16 protein-coding genes are annotated in these 15695 nt (G+C 42.0%); 4 read left to right on the forward strand and 12 right to left on the reverse strand.

Annotated elements, in window-relative coordinates:
• Nucleotides 1-2: 2 nt before the first annotated feature.
• The 3 genes from EHS13_RS22775 to EHS13_RS22785 all read right to left on the reverse strand — a co-directional run bounded on the left by EHS13_RS22775 (nt 3) and on the right by EHS13_RS22785 (nt 2454).
• Nucleotides 3-431 (reverse strand): hypothetical protein, encoded by a 429-nt coding sequence (locus EHS13_RS22775; RefSeq protein WP_155702593.1) that lies wholly within the window; start codon nt 429-431, stop codon nt 3-5.
• 72 nt (nt 432-503) lie between these two features.
• Nucleotides 504-1112, reverse strand: coding sequence for a sporulation membrane protein YtaF (gene ytaF / locus EHS13_RS22780; protein ID WP_155702594.1), 609 nt, complete (start codon nt 1110-1112; stop codon nt 504-506).
• A 94-nt stretch (nt 1113-1206) separates the two neighbouring features.
• A complete protein-coding gene (locus EHS13_RS22785; RefSeq protein WP_155702595.1) occupies nt 1207-2454 on the reverse strand; it encodes a DUF445 domain-containing protein in 1248 nt (415 codons plus the stop codon).
• Between the two features lie 210 nt (nt 2455-2664).
• Here EHS13_RS22785 and EHS13_RS22790 point away from each other — a divergent pair, with 210 nt between their 5' ends.
• Nucleotides 2665-2886 carry a hypothetical protein gene (locus tag EHS13_RS22790; RefSeq protein ID WP_227013482.1) on the forward strand — a complete coding sequence of 74 codons (222 nt, stop codon included), beginning with the start codon at nt 2665-2667 and terminating at the stop codon, nt 2884-2886.
• 333 nt (nt 2887-3219) lie between these two features.
• Here EHS13_RS22790 and EHS13_RS22795 read toward each other — a convergent pair whose 3' ends face one another.
• The 3 genes from EHS13_RS22795 to EHS13_RS22805 form a co-directional block, all read right to left on the reverse strand.
• Nucleotides 3220-4191, reverse strand: a complete 972-nt coding sequence (locus EHS13_RS22795) for a Gfo/Idh/MocA family protein (RefSeq protein WP_155702596.1) — start codon at nt 4189-4191, stop codon at nt 3220-3222.
• A gap of 28 nt (nt 4192-4219) precedes the next feature.
• Nucleotides 4220-5626: an NAD-dependent malic enzyme gene (locus EHS13_RS22800; protein WP_155702597.1), complete on the reverse strand. Its 1407-nt coding sequence runs from the start codon at nt 5624-5626 to the stop codon at nt 4220-4222.
• Nucleotides 5627-5714: 88 nt separating this feature from the next.
• The gene (locus EHS13_RS22805; protein ID WP_155702598.1) at nt 5715-6074 is read right to left on the reverse strand and encodes a DUF1304 domain-containing protein; all 360 of its coding nucleotides are present in this window, start codon (nt 6072-6074) and stop codon (nt 5715-5717) included.
• A gap of 127 nt (nt 6075-6201) precedes the next feature.
• Here EHS13_RS22805 and EHS13_RS22810 point away from each other — a divergent pair, with 127 nt between their 5' ends.
• Both EHS13_RS22810 and EHS13_RS22815 read left to right on the forward strand, forming a co-directional pair.
• Complete coding sequence (locus tag EHS13_RS22810; RefSeq protein WP_155702599.1) at nt 6202-6564, forward strand: CidA/LrgA family protein; 363 nt, start codon at nt 6202-6204, stop codon at nt 6562-6564.
• On the forward strand, nt 6554-7243 hold the full coding sequence (locus EHS13_RS22815) for an LrgB family protein (RefSeq protein ID WP_155702600.1): 690 nt from the start codon (nt 6554-6556) through the stop codon (nt 7241-7243). The genes EHS13_RS22810 and EHS13_RS22815 overlap by 11 nt, the downstream gene beginning before the upstream one ends.
• Before the next feature lie 129 nt (nt 7244-7372).
• Here EHS13_RS22815 and EHS13_RS22820 read toward each other — a convergent pair whose 3' ends face one another.
• Nucleotides 7373-8149, reverse strand: a complete 777-nt coding sequence (locus tag EHS13_RS22820) for a 3-hydroxybutyrate dehydrogenase (RefSeq protein WP_155702601.1) — start codon at nt 8147-8149, stop codon at nt 7373-7375.
• Nucleotides 8150-8256: 107 nt separating this feature from the next.
• On the opposite strand from EHS13_RS22820, the gene EHS13_RS22825 reads away from it, so the two are divergent.
• Entirely contained in the window at nt 8257-9150 is an 894-nt protein-coding gene (locus tag EHS13_RS22825; RefSeq protein WP_155702602.1) for a LysR family transcriptional regulator, read from the forward strand.
• 25 nt (nt 9151-9175) lie between these two features.
• Here the strand turns inward: EHS13_RS22825 and EHS13_RS22830 are convergent, their stop codons facing one another.
• The 5 genes from EHS13_RS22830 to EHS13_RS22850 form a co-directional block, all read right to left on the reverse strand.
• Nucleotides 9176-9847 carry a CoA transferase subunit B gene (locus EHS13_RS22830; protein WP_155702603.1) on the reverse strand — a complete coding sequence of 224 codons (672 nt, stop codon included), beginning with the start codon at nt 9845-9847 and terminating at the stop codon, nt 9176-9178.
• A 36-nt stretch (nt 9848-9883) separates the two neighbouring features.
• Entirely contained in the window at nt 9884-10585 is a 702-nt protein-coding gene (locus EHS13_RS22835) for a CoA transferase subunit A (RefSeq protein WP_155702604.1), read from the reverse strand.
• 28 nt (nt 10586-10613) lie between these two features.
• Nucleotides 10614-11801 carry an acetyl-CoA C-acetyltransferase gene (locus tag EHS13_RS22840; protein WP_155702605.1) on the reverse strand — a complete coding sequence of 396 codons (1188 nt, stop codon included), beginning with the start codon at nt 11799-11801 and terminating at the stop codon, nt 10614-10616.
• Nucleotides 11802-12030: 229 nt separating this feature from the next.
• Entirely contained in the window at nt 12031-13755 is a 1725-nt protein-coding gene (cysI, locus tag EHS13_RS22845) for an assimilatory sulfite reductase (NADPH) hemoprotein subunit (RefSeq protein ID WP_155702606.1), read from the reverse strand.
• A 42-nt stretch (nt 13756-13797) separates the two neighbouring features.
• Nucleotides 13798-15648: an assimilatory sulfite reductase (NADPH) flavoprotein subunit gene (locus EHS13_RS22850; RefSeq protein WP_155702607.1), complete on the reverse strand. Its 1851-nt coding sequence runs from the start codon at nt 15646-15648 to the stop codon at nt 13798-13800.
• Between the last annotated feature and the right edge of the window lie 47 nt (nt 15649-15695).

Here is a 15695-nt window from a genome sequence, read left to right on the forward strand (position 1 = left end):
ACTTATTTCTTATTAAATCGGTCTTGAATTATAAAGCTTGCACGATTTTCTTTAGCCAATTTCTCACGATCTTCTTGTTCATTGCGCTTCATTTTATCAATATCTGTGTTGATTTTCATCCGGCATTTAACACATAAATTTCCTTTACGAATGCTTGATTCACAAAGATCACAGGGATAAGATAAATTGGGAACATCACTAATATTTATTTTGCCATCGCGAATATATTTCGTAATATTGATCTCCGAGACACCGGTTTGCTCAACTAATTGTGACATTGTGGTTTGACGATTGCGACGAATGAACTCTGTGCATTTGCTTAATTCGTTTTCCATTTCATTCTTGCAATCCTGGCATACCGGCCAAGTCGTTTTACGGAATATATTCCCACAATTGGGACAGTTCTGAACATCATATTCTAAAGTTGCCATAATAATTTCCCCTTTTGGTTCATACTGCCTATAATCATAGCATAAATTTGTCGAAAAATAAAAGTTAATCCTTTAAATTTGATATAGCCCTATTAGAATCAATAAAACTCCTGACAGAATAGTAGCCAGCGTATCAAATTTAACAGCAATATATTTACGTCCGACAAAATCGGTTAACCCCAATACGGCGAAGCTAAAAAAACCAACTGCAACAGAGGTACTTAATACGTCTAGATGAGTAACTCCCGCATCAAACCCTCCAGCCAAAGCATTAATCCCTAAAGCACTTCCAAGAATCAGTGATTCTTTAAAGCTAATTGTATTGGATTGATCCAAATCTGCTTCTTCCGGCTGTTGCAGAATCCGTTGAATTAGATTGTGATTAGTAAGCTCATCCACTGTTTTTCGTCTCCGGAAGGGTTGATATAAAACATATATGCCGACAGCTACAATCATAATAGAACCGATTAAATGACTCACAAAAGTCGAAATATACATCGAAAGCCAGGCTCCAACAATTCCTGACAGCAATGTCATGAGCAAAGAAATCATCGCAATCATGAAATTAGCACTTTTTGAAATACGAATTCCCCTTACTCCGTAAGCTATGCCTACGCCGGCATTGTCTAGATTCGAAGCAATTCCAATGAGTATGACTTGCATGAGATGATTCAACATCATACAAAAAACCTTCTTTCCCTAATCGAGTTTCCTCTTTAAGGTATGAAAGAAGGTCTGTCTATGTTTCTCATCTCAAGGATAAACAGCTACATCATTAGATCCAAAGCTTAATTGCACCCAGAACAATGCCGATCAAAAAGCCGCAAAAAGCTCCATTAACCCTAATCCACTGTAAATCCTGGCCGATTTTGTCTTCCAGCATTTCCGTTAAGGTTGCATTATCTAGCTTTTCTAAATTATCGCGAACAAGCTTGCCTATCTGCAAATGATGCTTCTCCAGCAATTGCGCTACCTGCAAATGAATCCAGTGCTCAAATTGTTCAATGCGCTCATGATCTGACTTAAGCTTAGCCAATAGACCAGCAATAAAAGGCTGCATATAGATCTCAGCAAAGCCTTCCTTGCGAATTCCCTCAACAAGCTTGTCTTGCAAGCCAGCAAATAGTTTATTCAAGCTTCCTGCAAAATCATATTGATTGACCCATTGCTGCTTCCAGACCTCGAGCTCTTTCAATAAAGTCTTATTGGATTTTAATTTCTGCAGCTCTTCGCGAATGGTTTCCATGATTTTAATTCGACGTTCATCGTCACTTTGTCTCAAATCATACAAGGTAGACATAACCAATTTCTGTATCATCGTACCGAGCTTTTCCTCATTCATGAATCCAATAAAAGCATTTAAAGCAAATTGCATCAAGCCACTCACCTCAAGACGCCCTAAAGCCGCCAAAGCCATCCGCCCAATACCATCCCTTGTTTCTGGCTGTGCCGCCCAGAACTCAACCTTCTCCAGCAAATAATCAAACGCTTTTTCATCATAAGCTTTAGAAAGCATCTGATCCATAACATTGCCAATCAATGGGGATAGATCGATATTCCTCAGAAAAGCTTGGATTTCCTGTTCAACAAAAGGTGTTATTTTACTTGGATCGAAAGATTGGATTAGCTGCTCTGCAAAGGATAAGATTCCTTTTTGGACATGTGGCTGTGACAATTGATTTTCCGCAAAAAGCAGCAGGCTTTCACTGATTTGAATTTGTTTTATTTTCCCAATGATGCTTTCTTTGTTTAATAATTCTTTTTCAATGACTGAAATTAAAGCTAAGGTAACCTTTTCACGATTTTTTGGCAATAAAGCCGTATGAGGAATAGGTATGCCTAGAGGATGTCGAAAAAGTGCAGTAACTGCAAACCAATCCGCTAATCCGCCGACTAATCCCGCTTCAAATCCATTTTGGAGAAGTGTCATGCCATTACTGCTATCAAATGGCAATGTTGCCAGAAATCCAACGGACATAACTCCCAGTGAAGTACCTGCTATATATCTACTCTTATTTCCCATATGCGACAGCCCTCTTTTATTCGATTAGGTTTTGATATTATCCTATATTATACGCAAAATCCAAGCTTAAACCTAATTTTGTCATTCCCTGTATCGAAATTACAAAATGTTAGCAAACTATGAAAGAAAACTAACATAAATCAAATATTCTGCTCATGGTTTCCTAAAGTTTATGTATTATAATGACAATATCGAACGGAGGCGAAAGGTATGGCAATGTCAATAATCTCGTTTAAAAACAAACCTATCCGCGTGCTATATATTTTAAGTACTCCGCAAAACCTAAATCAACTGAAGAATAAGCTGACTGAAATGGAATTAAATTTAGATTTCCGCAAAAAACTAAAGAAAATATCGTCTGTTGAGCTAATAAACGATGTAGCTATCTTCATTTACAATGATGGAACTAAACTGTATCTCGAGGTTTCTTAAGCCTATAAAAAGTAAAAACACCTCGAAAGGTGTTTGCTTAAATAGCTTACGCTAATTATAGAAGTATTTTGCCGATGATTTTCACGCTCATCGGCACGCGCTCGGGATCCATAACCTTATAAGCAGTTCCGATCACTTACATTTGGAGAGGCAGCCAACCTTTGCGTTTGCCCTCGCAGAGGAAATGTAGAATAGGCGCCCATAGGGAGGTCGTGGCATTTATCTAATAATTCGGTGTATCCAAGGTTAAGTAAAACAGCTAGCTTCTATGTACCAACTCACTTTGACGCTTAACCAATTTACCACATTAAAGCAAGTTGGTCAATATGACTTTTAAAGCTTAACTGGCAATCCCGAATTTGCCGATTCAAGCGCAGCATAGGTGACCTGCTGTGTTTTTAGTCCGTCTTCGTAATTGGATAGAATTCGGCTAGTATCCCCTGTTCTAACTGCGTGGATAAAGGCTTCATTTTCTAGTTTATAAGCATCTAATGTTTTCTTAACTTCAGACTTGCCACTTACTTCAACAATTTCCAATCTTTCCATATCCCAATCCATCGTACCTGCTTGGGTAAATACGGTTAGCCCTACTTTGTTTATGCCATCTGGAAGAATGCAGGTATTCGAAACATTGGCTACAGCCCCGTTTTTGAACTTTAACGTCACTGCTCCAACATCTGCAACGGTTACCCCTTCATATTGTTTATGCATACTCCTAGAAGCAAAAGCCGCATAAACCTCGTCAATTTCTCCTATGCAATAACGCAATACATCGACCAAATGTGTGGTTTGTTCAATAAATTGGCCACCGGATCTAGCTTGATCTCTCCACCAAGCAACCTGAGGCATACTGCCCATCCATTGCCCAGTAATCATTCCGATCTCTTGGTCTTTCAATTGCTGCAGCATGTGCTGAATAGGTTCTGTATAACGGAAATGATAGCCTACAGAGGTGATCAAAGATTTTTTGCGAATTTCATTAAGAATTTGATTCGGTGTAGCAACATCTAAGCCAATTGGTTTTTCAATGAAAAAAGGGATACCCCGTTCTATCAGCTGAAGCTCCATATCTCCATGAGACATAGGTGGGACTAGAATATATACGGCATCCAATTTCCCAGCATCCAGCATGTCTTTAACATTATCAAAGCTAGTCGGAATATTAAATTCGGCAGCAAGAGCTGCAGCTTTTTCCTGAGAAGTTCCGCAAACAGCCTGAAGCTTTACACCTTCCATATTAGTCAAAATTTCGGCATGCACCTTGCTAAACCACCCTGTACCTATAATGCCTACTTGCACTGTCATAATAAAATCTCTCCTTATAATGTATAATTCAGCGGAATTCCGGTGGTATTCTTCTTGCTACACCTGTTTCGATTGCAGCAGCAATAACTGCTTTACGAACTAGGGGTACAACCTGATCATTGAATACACTAGGAATAATGTATTGCTCATTCAATTCCTCGTCATTTACCGAAGATGCGATAGCTTGCGCTGCAGCTAGCTTCATTTCTTCATTAATCGTCTTTGCTCGGCAATCAAGCGCCCCTCGAAAAATGCCCGGGAAGCAAAGCACGTTGTTGATTTGATTCGGGTAATCACTTCTACCTGTAGCAAGCACTCTTACATATGGTTCTGCTAGATCTGGCTCTATCTCCGGATCAGGATTTGCCATGGCGAATACGATAGGCTCCTGAGCCATGAGCTTAATATCGCTCACCTTCAGCACATCCTTACCCGAAACACCAATGAACACATCTGCCCCTTCTATTACATCAGACAAGCTTCCCTCAACGGACCCTGCGTTTGTATTCTCAGATACCCAAGTCCATACAGGGTTGGTATACGTATTCGTGCTGCAGATTGCACCTTCGCGATCTACCGCAATTATGTTTTTCACGCCTGCTGTCTGCAGCATTTTAATAATCGAAACGCCTGCAGCCCCAATACCAATAATAACCACTTTTATTTCTGAAAATGATTTTTCAACAATTTTAAGGGCATTGATTAATCCAGCCAGCAACACAATTGCAGTACCATGTTGGTCATCATGGAAAACAGGAATATCGAGCTCTTGCTTCAGTCTAGCTTCAATCTCGAAGCAACGCGGTGAAGAGATATCCTCGAGATTAATCCCGCCAAATGCAGGTGAGATCAACTTAATCGTCCGTATGATTTCCTCCGTATCCTTAGTTGCTAAACAGATAGGAAATGCATCTACATTAGCAAACTGCTTGAATAACATAGCTTTACCTTCCATCACAGGCATGGCTGCCTCAGGACCGATATCCCCTAAACCTAATACTGCCGTGCCGTCCGAGACTACAGCGACTGTATTGCGTTTGATAGTCAATGAATACGCCTTTTGAGGATTCTCGTGAATTGCCATACAAACTCGGGCTACCCCAGGTGTATAAACCTTGGAAAGATCATCACGGGTTTTGATCGACATTTTCGGAGTTACCTCGATTTTCCCGCCTAGATGTGCGAGAAATGTCGGATCCGATACATTAATCAATTGGATACCAGGTGCGGCTTTGACTGCATCGCTTATATCAGTCGCTTTGAGCCCTTGTAAATCCACCGTAATATCACGAATAGTCGAATTCTTACCTGAACGGATCACGTCAACCGCAACTATATCACCGCCAGCTTGTGCAATAATCCCAGCTATTTGGGCAAAAGAACCCGTCGTTTTATCCAATTCAATACGCATTATTATGCTTGTGTTCGCTGCCATGTATTTTCACATCCATTTCTTAAATGTAATACCTATTAATTATACCCCACGCAAAGTTTAATGAACCTAGAATTAGGTATTGTATGTATTAATTTAGAAACAGAACTGCAATTAATGTGATCAAAGCAGGTAATCCTTGCACAACTAATATTGAGCGTTTAGCTGTAAGTCCCCCATAGATAGCTGCGACAAGCACACAAATCAGGAAGAAAATTTGAATTTCATGCCCTATTGTTTCTACCGGATATAATAAACTCCAAACTAAACCTGCTGCTAGAAAGCCATTATAAAGCCCTTGATTTGCTGCTAGTGATTTGGATGCATTTGCAGCCTCTTGAGTCATTCCAAAGCTCTTAAGGCCCTTAGGCTTTGTCCATAGGAACATCTCCAAGTACATAATATACAAATGCTCCAGAGCAACAATCCCTACTAATATAGCAATAACCATCCAGTCAACTCCTCTCTGTTTCAGATTATTATACACTTTTATTTGCCTAAACTCTTCCCTTTTTCTTCGAGCTTCTTCATAATGAGAATGACTATTTTGTTCAATCATCTAGAGGAGGCTCCCAATTATGCTCGGCATTGCAATCTTACTTGTCTTCAATTTACTAGGCGTTCTGGTAAAAGAATTAACACAGCTCCCTCTGCCAGCTAATGTAATTGGCTTAATATTGTTTACAGCTGCACTCTATGCAAAGCTGATTAAACTGGAATGGGTGGAAAGCTCAGCCCAATTCTTAACTAAGCATATGATGTTATTCTTTATTCCTTTTCTGGTTGGTACGATGACTTTTTTTCCTTATATAGGCGCTCACTTTTTCTCAATAATAGTCAGTTTATTCGCCAGCACATTTATCGTTTTGGCTGTAACCGGATGGATAACCTCTCGTTTGTCCAAGAAAGATATTGGAGGGGAAGAGCATCATGAACTATGAAATATTAAATCAGCCGCTATTTGGTGTGACCTTAAGTGTTGGCGCATATGCGTTGGGTATCCGGTTATCACAGAAATATCCGCGGATTCATCCGTTATTTGTTAGCTCTTTAAGTATCGTTCTATTTCTCCTAGCAACTGATATCCCCTATGAAACCTACAAAATCGGCGGTAATTGGCTTTCCTTCTTGCTAGGGCCTGCTACGGTTGCACTTGGTGTACCCTTATATAAATATCGAAATCTCATCAAGAAACAGCTTTCTGCTATTTTAACAGGTGTAGTTGTCGGCTCTTTAATGGGTATCGTCTCAGCTGGTTCATTTATTTGGCTGTTAGGTGGCTCCAAACCACTTATACTTACCATGCTGCCTAAGTCAGTCAGTTCACCTATTGCCATTGAGCTCTCAAAGCTTGTAGGCGGCATTCCCGAATTAAGCGCAGTACTCACCGTCCTTACAGGTTTAATTGGGAGCATGCTCGGCAGGAGTTTTTTACAACGATTAGGCTTACGAGAATCATGGATAATTGGCATTGCAACTGGAACTGCTGCACATGGTATTGGCACGGCCAAACTAATGTATAGCTCTGAAATTGAGGGAAGCTATAGCGCTTTTGCAATGGCTTTATCCGGTATTGTCACGAGTATCTTCTTCATTCCGATAGTATGGTGGCTGCAGTAATTAACATGCTTTACAACAAAAAATAAGGCCTACATCGTTAATCGATGTAAGCCTTATTTATATAAAAAAAGGGGGGTATTAGTAGTATAAACCGATTTATTAAGTTTGAATCAGGTAAACTATAATTTCTTATTGAGCTGTATATCCGCCATCAATCACAACAGCCTGCCCTGTGATCCCTTTTGCTTGTTCCCCAGCTAAATACATGGCGTAAGCCGCAACCTCGCCTATCTCCAGCAATCGCCGCTGTGGAATTAATGGGTAGAGAACTTCCTCTAATACGGCATCCTTCGAGATATTGCGCATCACTGCTAATTCAGCTAATTGCTCTCTCAATAAAGCCGTATCCACATATCCGGGACATAGGGCATTCACAGTAATTCCAAACGGAGCAGCTTCCAGAGCCGCGGCCTTCGTCAGACCAATAACCCCATGTTTAGCACTGCTATAGGCTGCTTTACCCGCAAATCCAACCACACCATACATAGATGCAATATTGATAATACGACCGCCTCCTTGCTTTTTCATCAATGGAAGCACATGTTTAATTGCCATAAACGGCGCTGTCAGCATGATCCGGATCATCTTTTCAAAAACATCGGTAGGAAAATCCTCGATAAAAGAGACATATTGCAGCCCCGCATTGTTAATCAGAATATCTAATCTGCCAAAGGTTTTTTCTGTTTCTTTAATTACAGCGATTATTTGCTCTTCTGAAGTTACATCCAGCTTAAACCCGCTTGCTTTGAAGCCCAGTTTCCTTAACGACTCCGCCGCATTCTCAACCGCATCGGCATCCCGATCTGTTAAAATCACTTCTGCACCTTGTTCAGCAAACTGCTTGCCAATTTCAAATCCGATGCCTCGAGCAGCTCCCGTGATTAGCACAACCTTATTAGTAAACATTTAAACCCCTCCATTGGTGAGAATGTACAAATCGTTCATTTATAATTAAAATACATAGATAGCAATCTATTAATGTGAATGTCTTGTTAAAGGGAGTGGGGTTAACCATGGATATCCGCCAGCTTACGGCTTTTCTCGAGATTGCCAATCAGAATAATTTCTCTAAAGCCAGCCAAATACTTCACATCTCGCAGCCCTCCCTAAGTAAAATGATTAAAGGCTTGGAGGACGAGCTTGGCATAGTTCTCTTTGACCGCTCAACTAGACGCATTCAGCTCACTGAAGAGGGACGAATTGTGCGTGAGCATGCTCAGATCATCAGCAATGATTTTCAGAATCTCACAAACGCTGTCTCCGATATGACCAAGCTGAAGAAGGGTAAGCTAACATTAGGTCTACCTCCTGTAATTGGCTCAAGTTTTTTTCCAAATGTGCTGGCATCTTTTCATAAACAATATCCAGAAATTGAAATCAGCTTAATTGAAGAAGGCGGTAAACGTGTGGAACAAAGCATTATGGAAGGTTTGATTGATCTCGGTATTGTTGTACTGCCAGTCAATGAGCAGCAATTTGAGCTAATCCCGCTAATCCAACGAAACCTTTGCTTAGTACTGCCTGTTCAGCATCCCATGTCGCGTAAACGCAAGGTTTACCTTAAGGATTTAAAAAACGATCCATTCATCTTATTCCGTCAAGAATTTAATTTATATGACCGTGTTCGCTCAGCCTGTATTACCGAGGGATTTGAACCCCACATTACCTATGAAAGCACACAATGGGATTTTATCTGTGAGATGGTTGCCGCGAATCAAGGCATTTCTTTTTTACCGGAAACGGTCTGCGGAAACCTGGATCACAAAAGATTAAGAGTCATTAAAGATATTCAACCAAGCATCCCTTGGGATTTGGCGGTCATTTGGAAAAAGGATCAGTATGTTTCACATGCGGCTAAGGCTTGGATTGAATTCGTTCGACCTATTTTTCAGCAAAATATAACTTGAGTGGTCTAGCATTTCTACCGTCTAATCATCCGTAGGCTTCAAGCAAGACTTTATCATCCACAATGAGATTAGGCTCGGTTATGCTGCGAATATGCTCAATTGTATATCCCTTTGCTACCTCAACAAGTCTCAGTCCATCGGCTGTAACATCAATGACCGCTCGATCTGTGATGATGCGGTTTACAACCTGCTTGCCCGTTAGCGGTAGACTGCATTCCTTGAGGATCTTCGGACTTCCCTCTTTGCTAACGTGCTCCATAATGATAATCACGCGCTTGGCACCATGCACCAAATCCATTGCCCCGCCCATACCCTTGATCATTTTGCCGGGAATCATCCAGTTAGCCAAGTCCCCTTGCTCCGAAACCTCCATGCAGCCGAGAATCGCCAGATCAATATGGCCGCCACGAATCATACCGAACGAATCAGCGCTATTGAAGTAAGAAGCTCCAAGCAAGGCAGTTACTGTTTCTTTGCCGGCATTGATTAAATCGGGGTCGACATTGGCTTTGCTTGGAAATGGACCAATTCCTAATAAGCCGTTCTCCGATTGCAGCACAACCTGTTTGTTAGGAGGGATATAGTTCGCTACCAGCGTCGGGATTCCAATTCCTAAATTCACATAGTTGCCGTCTTGGATTTCTTGCTCCGCACGAATGGCAATGATTTCACGGATCGTTTTTACGGTTTCTGACATAACATTTCCTCCTCTCACTCATTTTTCACACGAGATTTAGTTCAAGCTTTCGCTGTGAATCGTTAGCTTTTCAATCCGTTTTTGTTGTTCGCCAACGATTAGTTTCTGCACGAAGATGCCCGGTGTATGAATATGCTCTGGATCTATTGCTCCTGTTTGCACAATTTGCTCTGTTTCTGCAATGGTGACTCTCCCCGCAGCAGCCATCATCGGATTGAAATTTCTCGCTGTTTTGTTATAGACCAAATTCCCAACCCCATCGGCCTTGGCCGCACGAATCAAGCTGAAATCTGCTGTTAACGCTTCTTCCAGCAAATAAGCTTTGCCATTGAATATACGCGTTTCCTTGCCTTCCGCTATTAAAGTACCCACTCCCGCAGGAGTATAAAAAGCTGGAATCCCCGCGCCACCTGCTCTAATTTTCTCAGCCAGCGTGCCTTGGGGCAGGAGTTCCATCTCGATCTCACCTGCTAGAATTTGGCGCTCGAATTCTTTGTTTTCACCTACATAAGAAGCAATGACCTTCTTGATTTGTTTATTGCGCAGCAGTAAGCCCAATCCCCAATCATCCACTCCGCAGTTGTTTGAAATGACTGTGAGCCGCTTAACACCTTTATTGACCAATGCCAAGATAAGATTTTCTGGAATGCCCACCAAACCGAACCCGCCTACCATTAAGGTTGCGCCATCTGGAATATCTTGAACGGCTTCTTCGAATGTCTCCAAAATCTGAATCAACTCAATCACCTTCTTTTTCTGAAATTTATCAGCATCTTTCGATGATGACAGCTACACCTTGCCCGCCGCCAATACACAGTGTTGCCAGCCCATAAGTCGATTGTCTTCTCTGCATTTCATAGAGCAATGTAGTCATAATTCTTGCACCGCTTGCTCCAATCGGATGGCCCAAAGCTATCGCACCACCATTGACGTTCAACCTAGCTTGATCAAACTCAAATTGATCTGTGAAGGTTAGTGATTGTGCAGCAAAAGCTTCATTTGCTTCGATTAGGTCGATATCGGTTATCGCCAATCCTGCTTTCAACAAGGCTAGCTTTGTCGCTGGAATTGGACCTAAGCCCATATAAGCCGGTTCCACTCCCACAGAGGCGTTAGCTCGGATAACGGCTAACGGCATAAGGCCGAGCTCTTTTACTTTTCTGCCACTCATCACCACTAAGGCTGAGGCTCCATCGTTAATTCCAGATGAGTTGCCCGCAGTAACCATGCCATCGTTCTTAAAAGCGGGTCGCAAAGCTGCTAAACGCTTTAAGCTTGTATCTGCGCGCGGGAATTCATCGGTATCTACCCAGATGGAATCACCTTTGCGCTGTGGAATTTCAACAGCAACGATTTCTTCCTTGAATCTACCTTCAGAAATTGCTGTAACCGCCTTCATATGACTTTCAAAAGCAAACTGATCCAGTTGTTCGCGTGTTAATGCATAGCGATCACATAAATTCTCAGCCGTTATCCCCATGTGATAGTCGCCATTGGCACACCATAAACCATCTCTGATCATACTATCCACCAAGGTCTGATCACCAAAACGCAAGCCAGATCGAGCTCCCTGAAGTAGATACGGTGCTTGACTCATACTCTCCATACCGCCTGCAACCACAATTTCACTTTCACCGCTGCGAATTGCTTGCCAGGCTAATTGAATCGCCTTTAAGCCTGAGCCGCATACTTGATTCACGGTTACCGCAGGAATTTCCACTGGAATTCCAGCTAACAAAGCGGATTGTCTTGCCGGATTCTGCCCCAAACCAGCCTGAAGCACATTGCCCATAATGACTTCCTCAACCGCTTCGGTCTGGATACCTGCCCGTTGAATTGCTGCCTCGATTACCAAAGCTCCAAGCTTTACCGCTGAGATATCCTTTAAAGAACCGCTAAAGCTCCCAATAGGTGTACGTGCTGCAGATACTATATAAACATCGTTATCATTCACAATAATATCCCTCCTTCCGTCTTACTCCTATCTTACTTCTCGATTATTTATATGTAAAATTCATATAAGGCATAGTATTTATATGAATTTGGCATATAAATTAACTGTGACTCACGATATCCTCATACACTATCCTGTAAATTGAAAAACTAAAACAGACATCAGCTATGTGGAATACGAATCCACTAGCCAATGTCTATTTTGTACAAAATATAGGTTCATCCCAAAATTAAGCGTGAAAATCTGTTCCCGAAAGAACTTCTTTAACATAACCAGCACGAATGGTAAAATCACCAAAATGCTCGCCTTCAATTCTTTCCTGAGCATATCGATGAATAATCGGTTTCAAGGTTCCGAGGATTTCTTCCTCACCGATATTCTCACGGTATAACTTGTTCAGACGTTGCCCAGCAAAGCCAGCGCCCAGATACATATTATATTTACCCGGAGCTTTACCCATAAAGGCAATTTCACCTAGTGCAGGCCGAGCACATCCATTAGGACAACCAGTCATCCGAATAACGATTTCCTCTTCACGTAGACCCACTTCTGCCAAGATCAACTCGATCTTATCCAATAAAATCGGCATGTAACGCTCAGATTCAGCCATTGCCATTCCGCAGGTAGGCAGGGATACACAGGCCATGGAGCTTCTACGTAGAGCAGAATTTTGCAAACCGTCGTTGAGATTGTATAACTTAACCATTTCCTCAATTTTACGTTTTTTCTGAGTTGTTACATTCCCGATAATGATATTTTGGTTAGGCGATAGACGATAATCTCCTGTATGGATTTTGGCGATTTCACGCAATCCAGTCATTAACGGATAATTCTCAAGATCCTGAACTCGACCATTCTCAATAAATAAAGTCAAATGCCATTTGTTGTTGCTGCCTTTAACCCAGCCATAACGATCACCATTACTATCAAAGTGATAAGCACGAGCCGCTTCAAGATTCCAACCAAGCCGATCTTGCAGTTCATTAACAAACCATTCAAGTCCGCGATCATCTATCGTATATTTAAAGCGTGCATGCTTCCGAACGGAACGATCCCCATAATCTCGCTGAATCATAACTGTTTTCTCGGCCACATCGACAACCTGCTCCGGTGTGCAAAACCCAATTATTTTTGCAAGTTGAGGATAAGTGTTTACATCGCCGTAGGACATCCCCATACCACCGCCAACTGCAATATTAAAGCCTAAAAGCCGTCCATTTTCAACTATAGCAATTAGCCCGAGATCCTGTGAGAATACATCCACATCATTGGAAGGTGGCACAGTCACGCCGATTTTAAATTTACGCGGCAGATAGACAGGGCCATAAATCGGCTCTTGTTCTATAGCTTCATCTTGACTATCAAGTACCTTCTCACCATCAAGCCAAATCTCGTGGTAAGCTCTAGTTCTTGGATCCAAATGCTGACTAAGCCGCTCCGCCCATTTATAAACCTCTGCATGAACCTCAGATTGATAAGGGTTTGGATTACACATAACATTCCGATTAACGTCACCGCAAGCAGCTAATGTGGTTAAGAGTGAATCATTAATTTTGCGAATGGTTTTCTTCATATTCCATTTGAGAACACCATGCATTTGAAAAGACTGCCGTGTGGTTAAACGCAATGTACCATTCGCATATTCATGGGCAATCTTGTCCATAGCCAACCACTGCTCCGGTGTGATAATTCCACCAGCCGCACGGATACGTACCATGAATTGATAAGAAGGCTCAAGCTTCTGCTTTTGGCGCTCATTACGCAAATCCCGATCATCCTGCATGTAGCTTCCATGATGCTTCAATAAGCGATTATCATCCTCAGGTATGGAACCTGTAATTAAACCTTCGAGAGTTTCAGTTAAATTCCCACGCAGGTATCGGCTCGAGCTCTTGATGTGCTCTACTTCGCTAGGTGGGCCTTTCTTCGCCGATGCTAATGGATCTGGATTCATTGTGCTATCTCCTCACACTATCATTTATGATTATTAGACCTTTTAGTAAACATCACGTAAATATCGCTTCTGCTGCTGCATAGCTACCAAATAGGCAGCTGCTTGCTCTGGACTCATTCCGCCTTCACGTTCGAGAATAGCTCCCAATGCGGCATGAACATCATGAGCCATATGCTTCTCATCACCACATACGTATACATAAGCACCCGCTTCTAGCCATTGGAAGAGCTCTGCGCCTTTTTCCAGCATACGATGCTGCACATATACCTTTTTATTCGTATCACGTGAAAATGCAACATCCATTTGTGTCAAAACACCTTTTTTCAACCACTTTTGCCATTCAATCTGGTATAAGAAGTCCGTAAGGAAATGCTGATCACCGTAGAATAACCATGTTTTTCCGTCTGCACCTGTTTCTTCGCGCTCTTGTAGAAAAGCACGGAAAGGAGCAACGCCTGTCCCAGGTCCGATCATAATGATAGGCAGCTCTGGATTGGTTGGGAGCTTAAAATTCGGATTATCATGAATATAAACAGGCAAGCTATCGCCTGGCTTAATACGTTCTGAGCTCTGTACTGAACAGACACCATAACGTTCACGACCATGAGCTTCATAACGCACCGCACGGATGGTAACGTGAACTTCATCCGGACTAGCCTTGGAGCTGCTGGCAATGGAATAAAGACGTGCTGGCATTTTCCGTAGAATCGATACAAACTCAGCTGCTGAAGCTTCCCATGGTGAGAAATCCTCAACTAAATCAAGCAAATCGCGTTCCTTGATATAAGCTCTAAGCTCTTGCTCATGCTCCGGCTTTAGCAGCTCATGAAGCTTAGGATTGGATGAGAACTTAGCCGCTTGCTCCACCAATGGTTTTGTAAGTACAGTAATCTCAAAATTATATAGCAAAGCTTCTTTTAATGGTCGTACTTCTCCGTCTTTATTAACTGTAACGGGCTCATCCGATTTAAAAGCCAAAGTATTAATTAATGTGCTAACAAGCTCTGGATGGTTTTCAGGATAAATCCCTAAACAATCACCAGGTTCATATTGCAGGTTGGAACCCTCAAGTGAGATCTCAAGATGGCGAGTTTCTCGCTGTGATCCACGACCATTCAGATTCAAATTCTCAAGTACCTCCGCTTTAAACGGATTCTTTCTTGAAAAGGTCGATTGCTCCGTAACTAAACCGTTAGAAGTGACTACAGCTGGTGCTGATGAAGTTGGTGCTTCAAAAGCTGCGCTAAGTGTACTTAAGACGCTTTCCACCCATTGTGCAGCAGGCTCATCGTAATCCAAATCACAATCCGTACGCGGACAGAAACGCTTGCCTCCCAATTCTTCAAGGCGCAAGTCAAAATCCTTACCGGTTTGGCAATAAAATTCATAGGAGCTATCTCCCAGTGAGAGTACAGAGAACTGCAGCCCATCTAACTGAGGAGCACGCTTACTTTTGAGAAATTCAAGAAATTGAATGGCATTATCCGGTGGATCTCCTTCACCATGAGTGCTCGCCAGAATTAGTAAATTACTAATTTTCTTTAAATTGGCTGGTTTAAAATCACTCATAGATGACAAGGTCACTTGAAACCCACGTCCTTCTAGTTGTTGCGACAGGCCTTTAGCCAATCGTTGAGCATTGCCAGTCTGTGATCCGAAAAGTACAGTCACCTCTTTAGAGATAACAGGAGTTTCGATAGCAGGTAAGGTTGCAGCCGCTGTTAGTGAAGCCGGTACAGCCGTATTAGATGCTGCTGGTATTGCTACGCTTTGCAAAGCAGTAATATAACCGCTCAGCCAGTTTTGTTGTGTCTCCGTAAGTTGGGGCAGGAGACGATTGAGTAGCTCAACTTGCTCTTGATTAAAGGGACTATTAGTAACTTGGAGTTGCAACGATATCCACCTCATGCCTTCATCTGTTTTAAATCATCATTAAGATG

The sequence above is a fragment of the Paenibacillus psychroresistens genome (assembly GCF_009728935.1).
In the GTDB taxonomy this organism is placed as follows: domain Bacteria; phylum Bacillota; class Bacilli; order Paenibacillales; family NBRC-103111; genus Paenibacillus_AC; species Paenibacillus_AC psychroresistens.

Bases quoted from the DNA above. Each gene is read 5' to 3' on its own strand.
- EHS13_RS22775 (WP_155702593.1), bottom strand. From the start codon at position 431: ATGGCAACTTTAGAATATGATGTTCAGAACTGTCCCAATTGTGGGAAT.
- ytaF (WP_155702594.1), bottom strand. From the start codon at position 1,112: ATGATGTTGAATCATCTCATGCAAGTCATACTCATTGGAATTGCTTCG.
- EHS13_RS22785 (WP_155702595.1), bottom strand. From the start codon at position 2,454: ATGGGAAATAAGAGTAGATATATAGCAGGTACTTCACTGGGAGTTATG.
- EHS13_RS22790 (WP_227013482.1), top strand. From the start codon at position 2,665: ATGGCAATGTCAATAATCTCGTTTAAAAACAAACCTATCCGCGTGCTA.
- EHS13_RS22795 (WP_155702596.1), bottom strand. From the start codon at position 4,191: ATGACAGTGCAAGTAGGCATTATAGGTACAGGGTGGTTTAGCAAGGTG.
- EHS13_RS22800 (WP_155702597.1), bottom strand. From the start codon at position 5,626: ATGGCAGCGAACACAAGCATAATAATGCGTATTGAATTGGATAAAACG.
- EHS13_RS22805 (WP_155702598.1), bottom strand. From the start codon at position 6,074: ATGGTTATTGCTATATTAGTAGGGATTGTTGCTCTGGAGCATTTGTAT.
- EHS13_RS22810 (WP_155702599.1), top strand. From the start codon at position 6,202: ATGCTCGGCATTGCAATCTTACTTGTCTTCAATTTACTAGGCGTTCTG.
- EHS13_RS22815 (WP_155702600.1), top strand. From the start codon at position 6,554: ATGAACTATGAAATATTAAATCAGCCGCTATTTGGTGTGACCTTAAGT.
- EHS13_RS22820 (WP_155702601.1), bottom strand. From the start codon at position 8,149: ATGTTTACTAATAAGGTTGTGCTAATCACGGGAGCTGCTCGAGGCATC.
- EHS13_RS22825 (WP_155702602.1), top strand. From the start codon at position 8,257: ATGGATATCCGCCAGCTTACGGCTTTTCTCGAGATTGCCAATCAGAAT.
- EHS13_RS22830 (WP_155702603.1), bottom strand. From the start codon at position 9,847: ATGTCAGAAACCGTAAAAACGATCCGTGAAATCATTGCCATTCGTGCG.
- cysI (WP_155702606.1), bottom strand. From the start codon at position 13,755: ATGAATCCAGATCCATTAGCATCGGCGAAGAAAGGCCCACCTAGCGAA.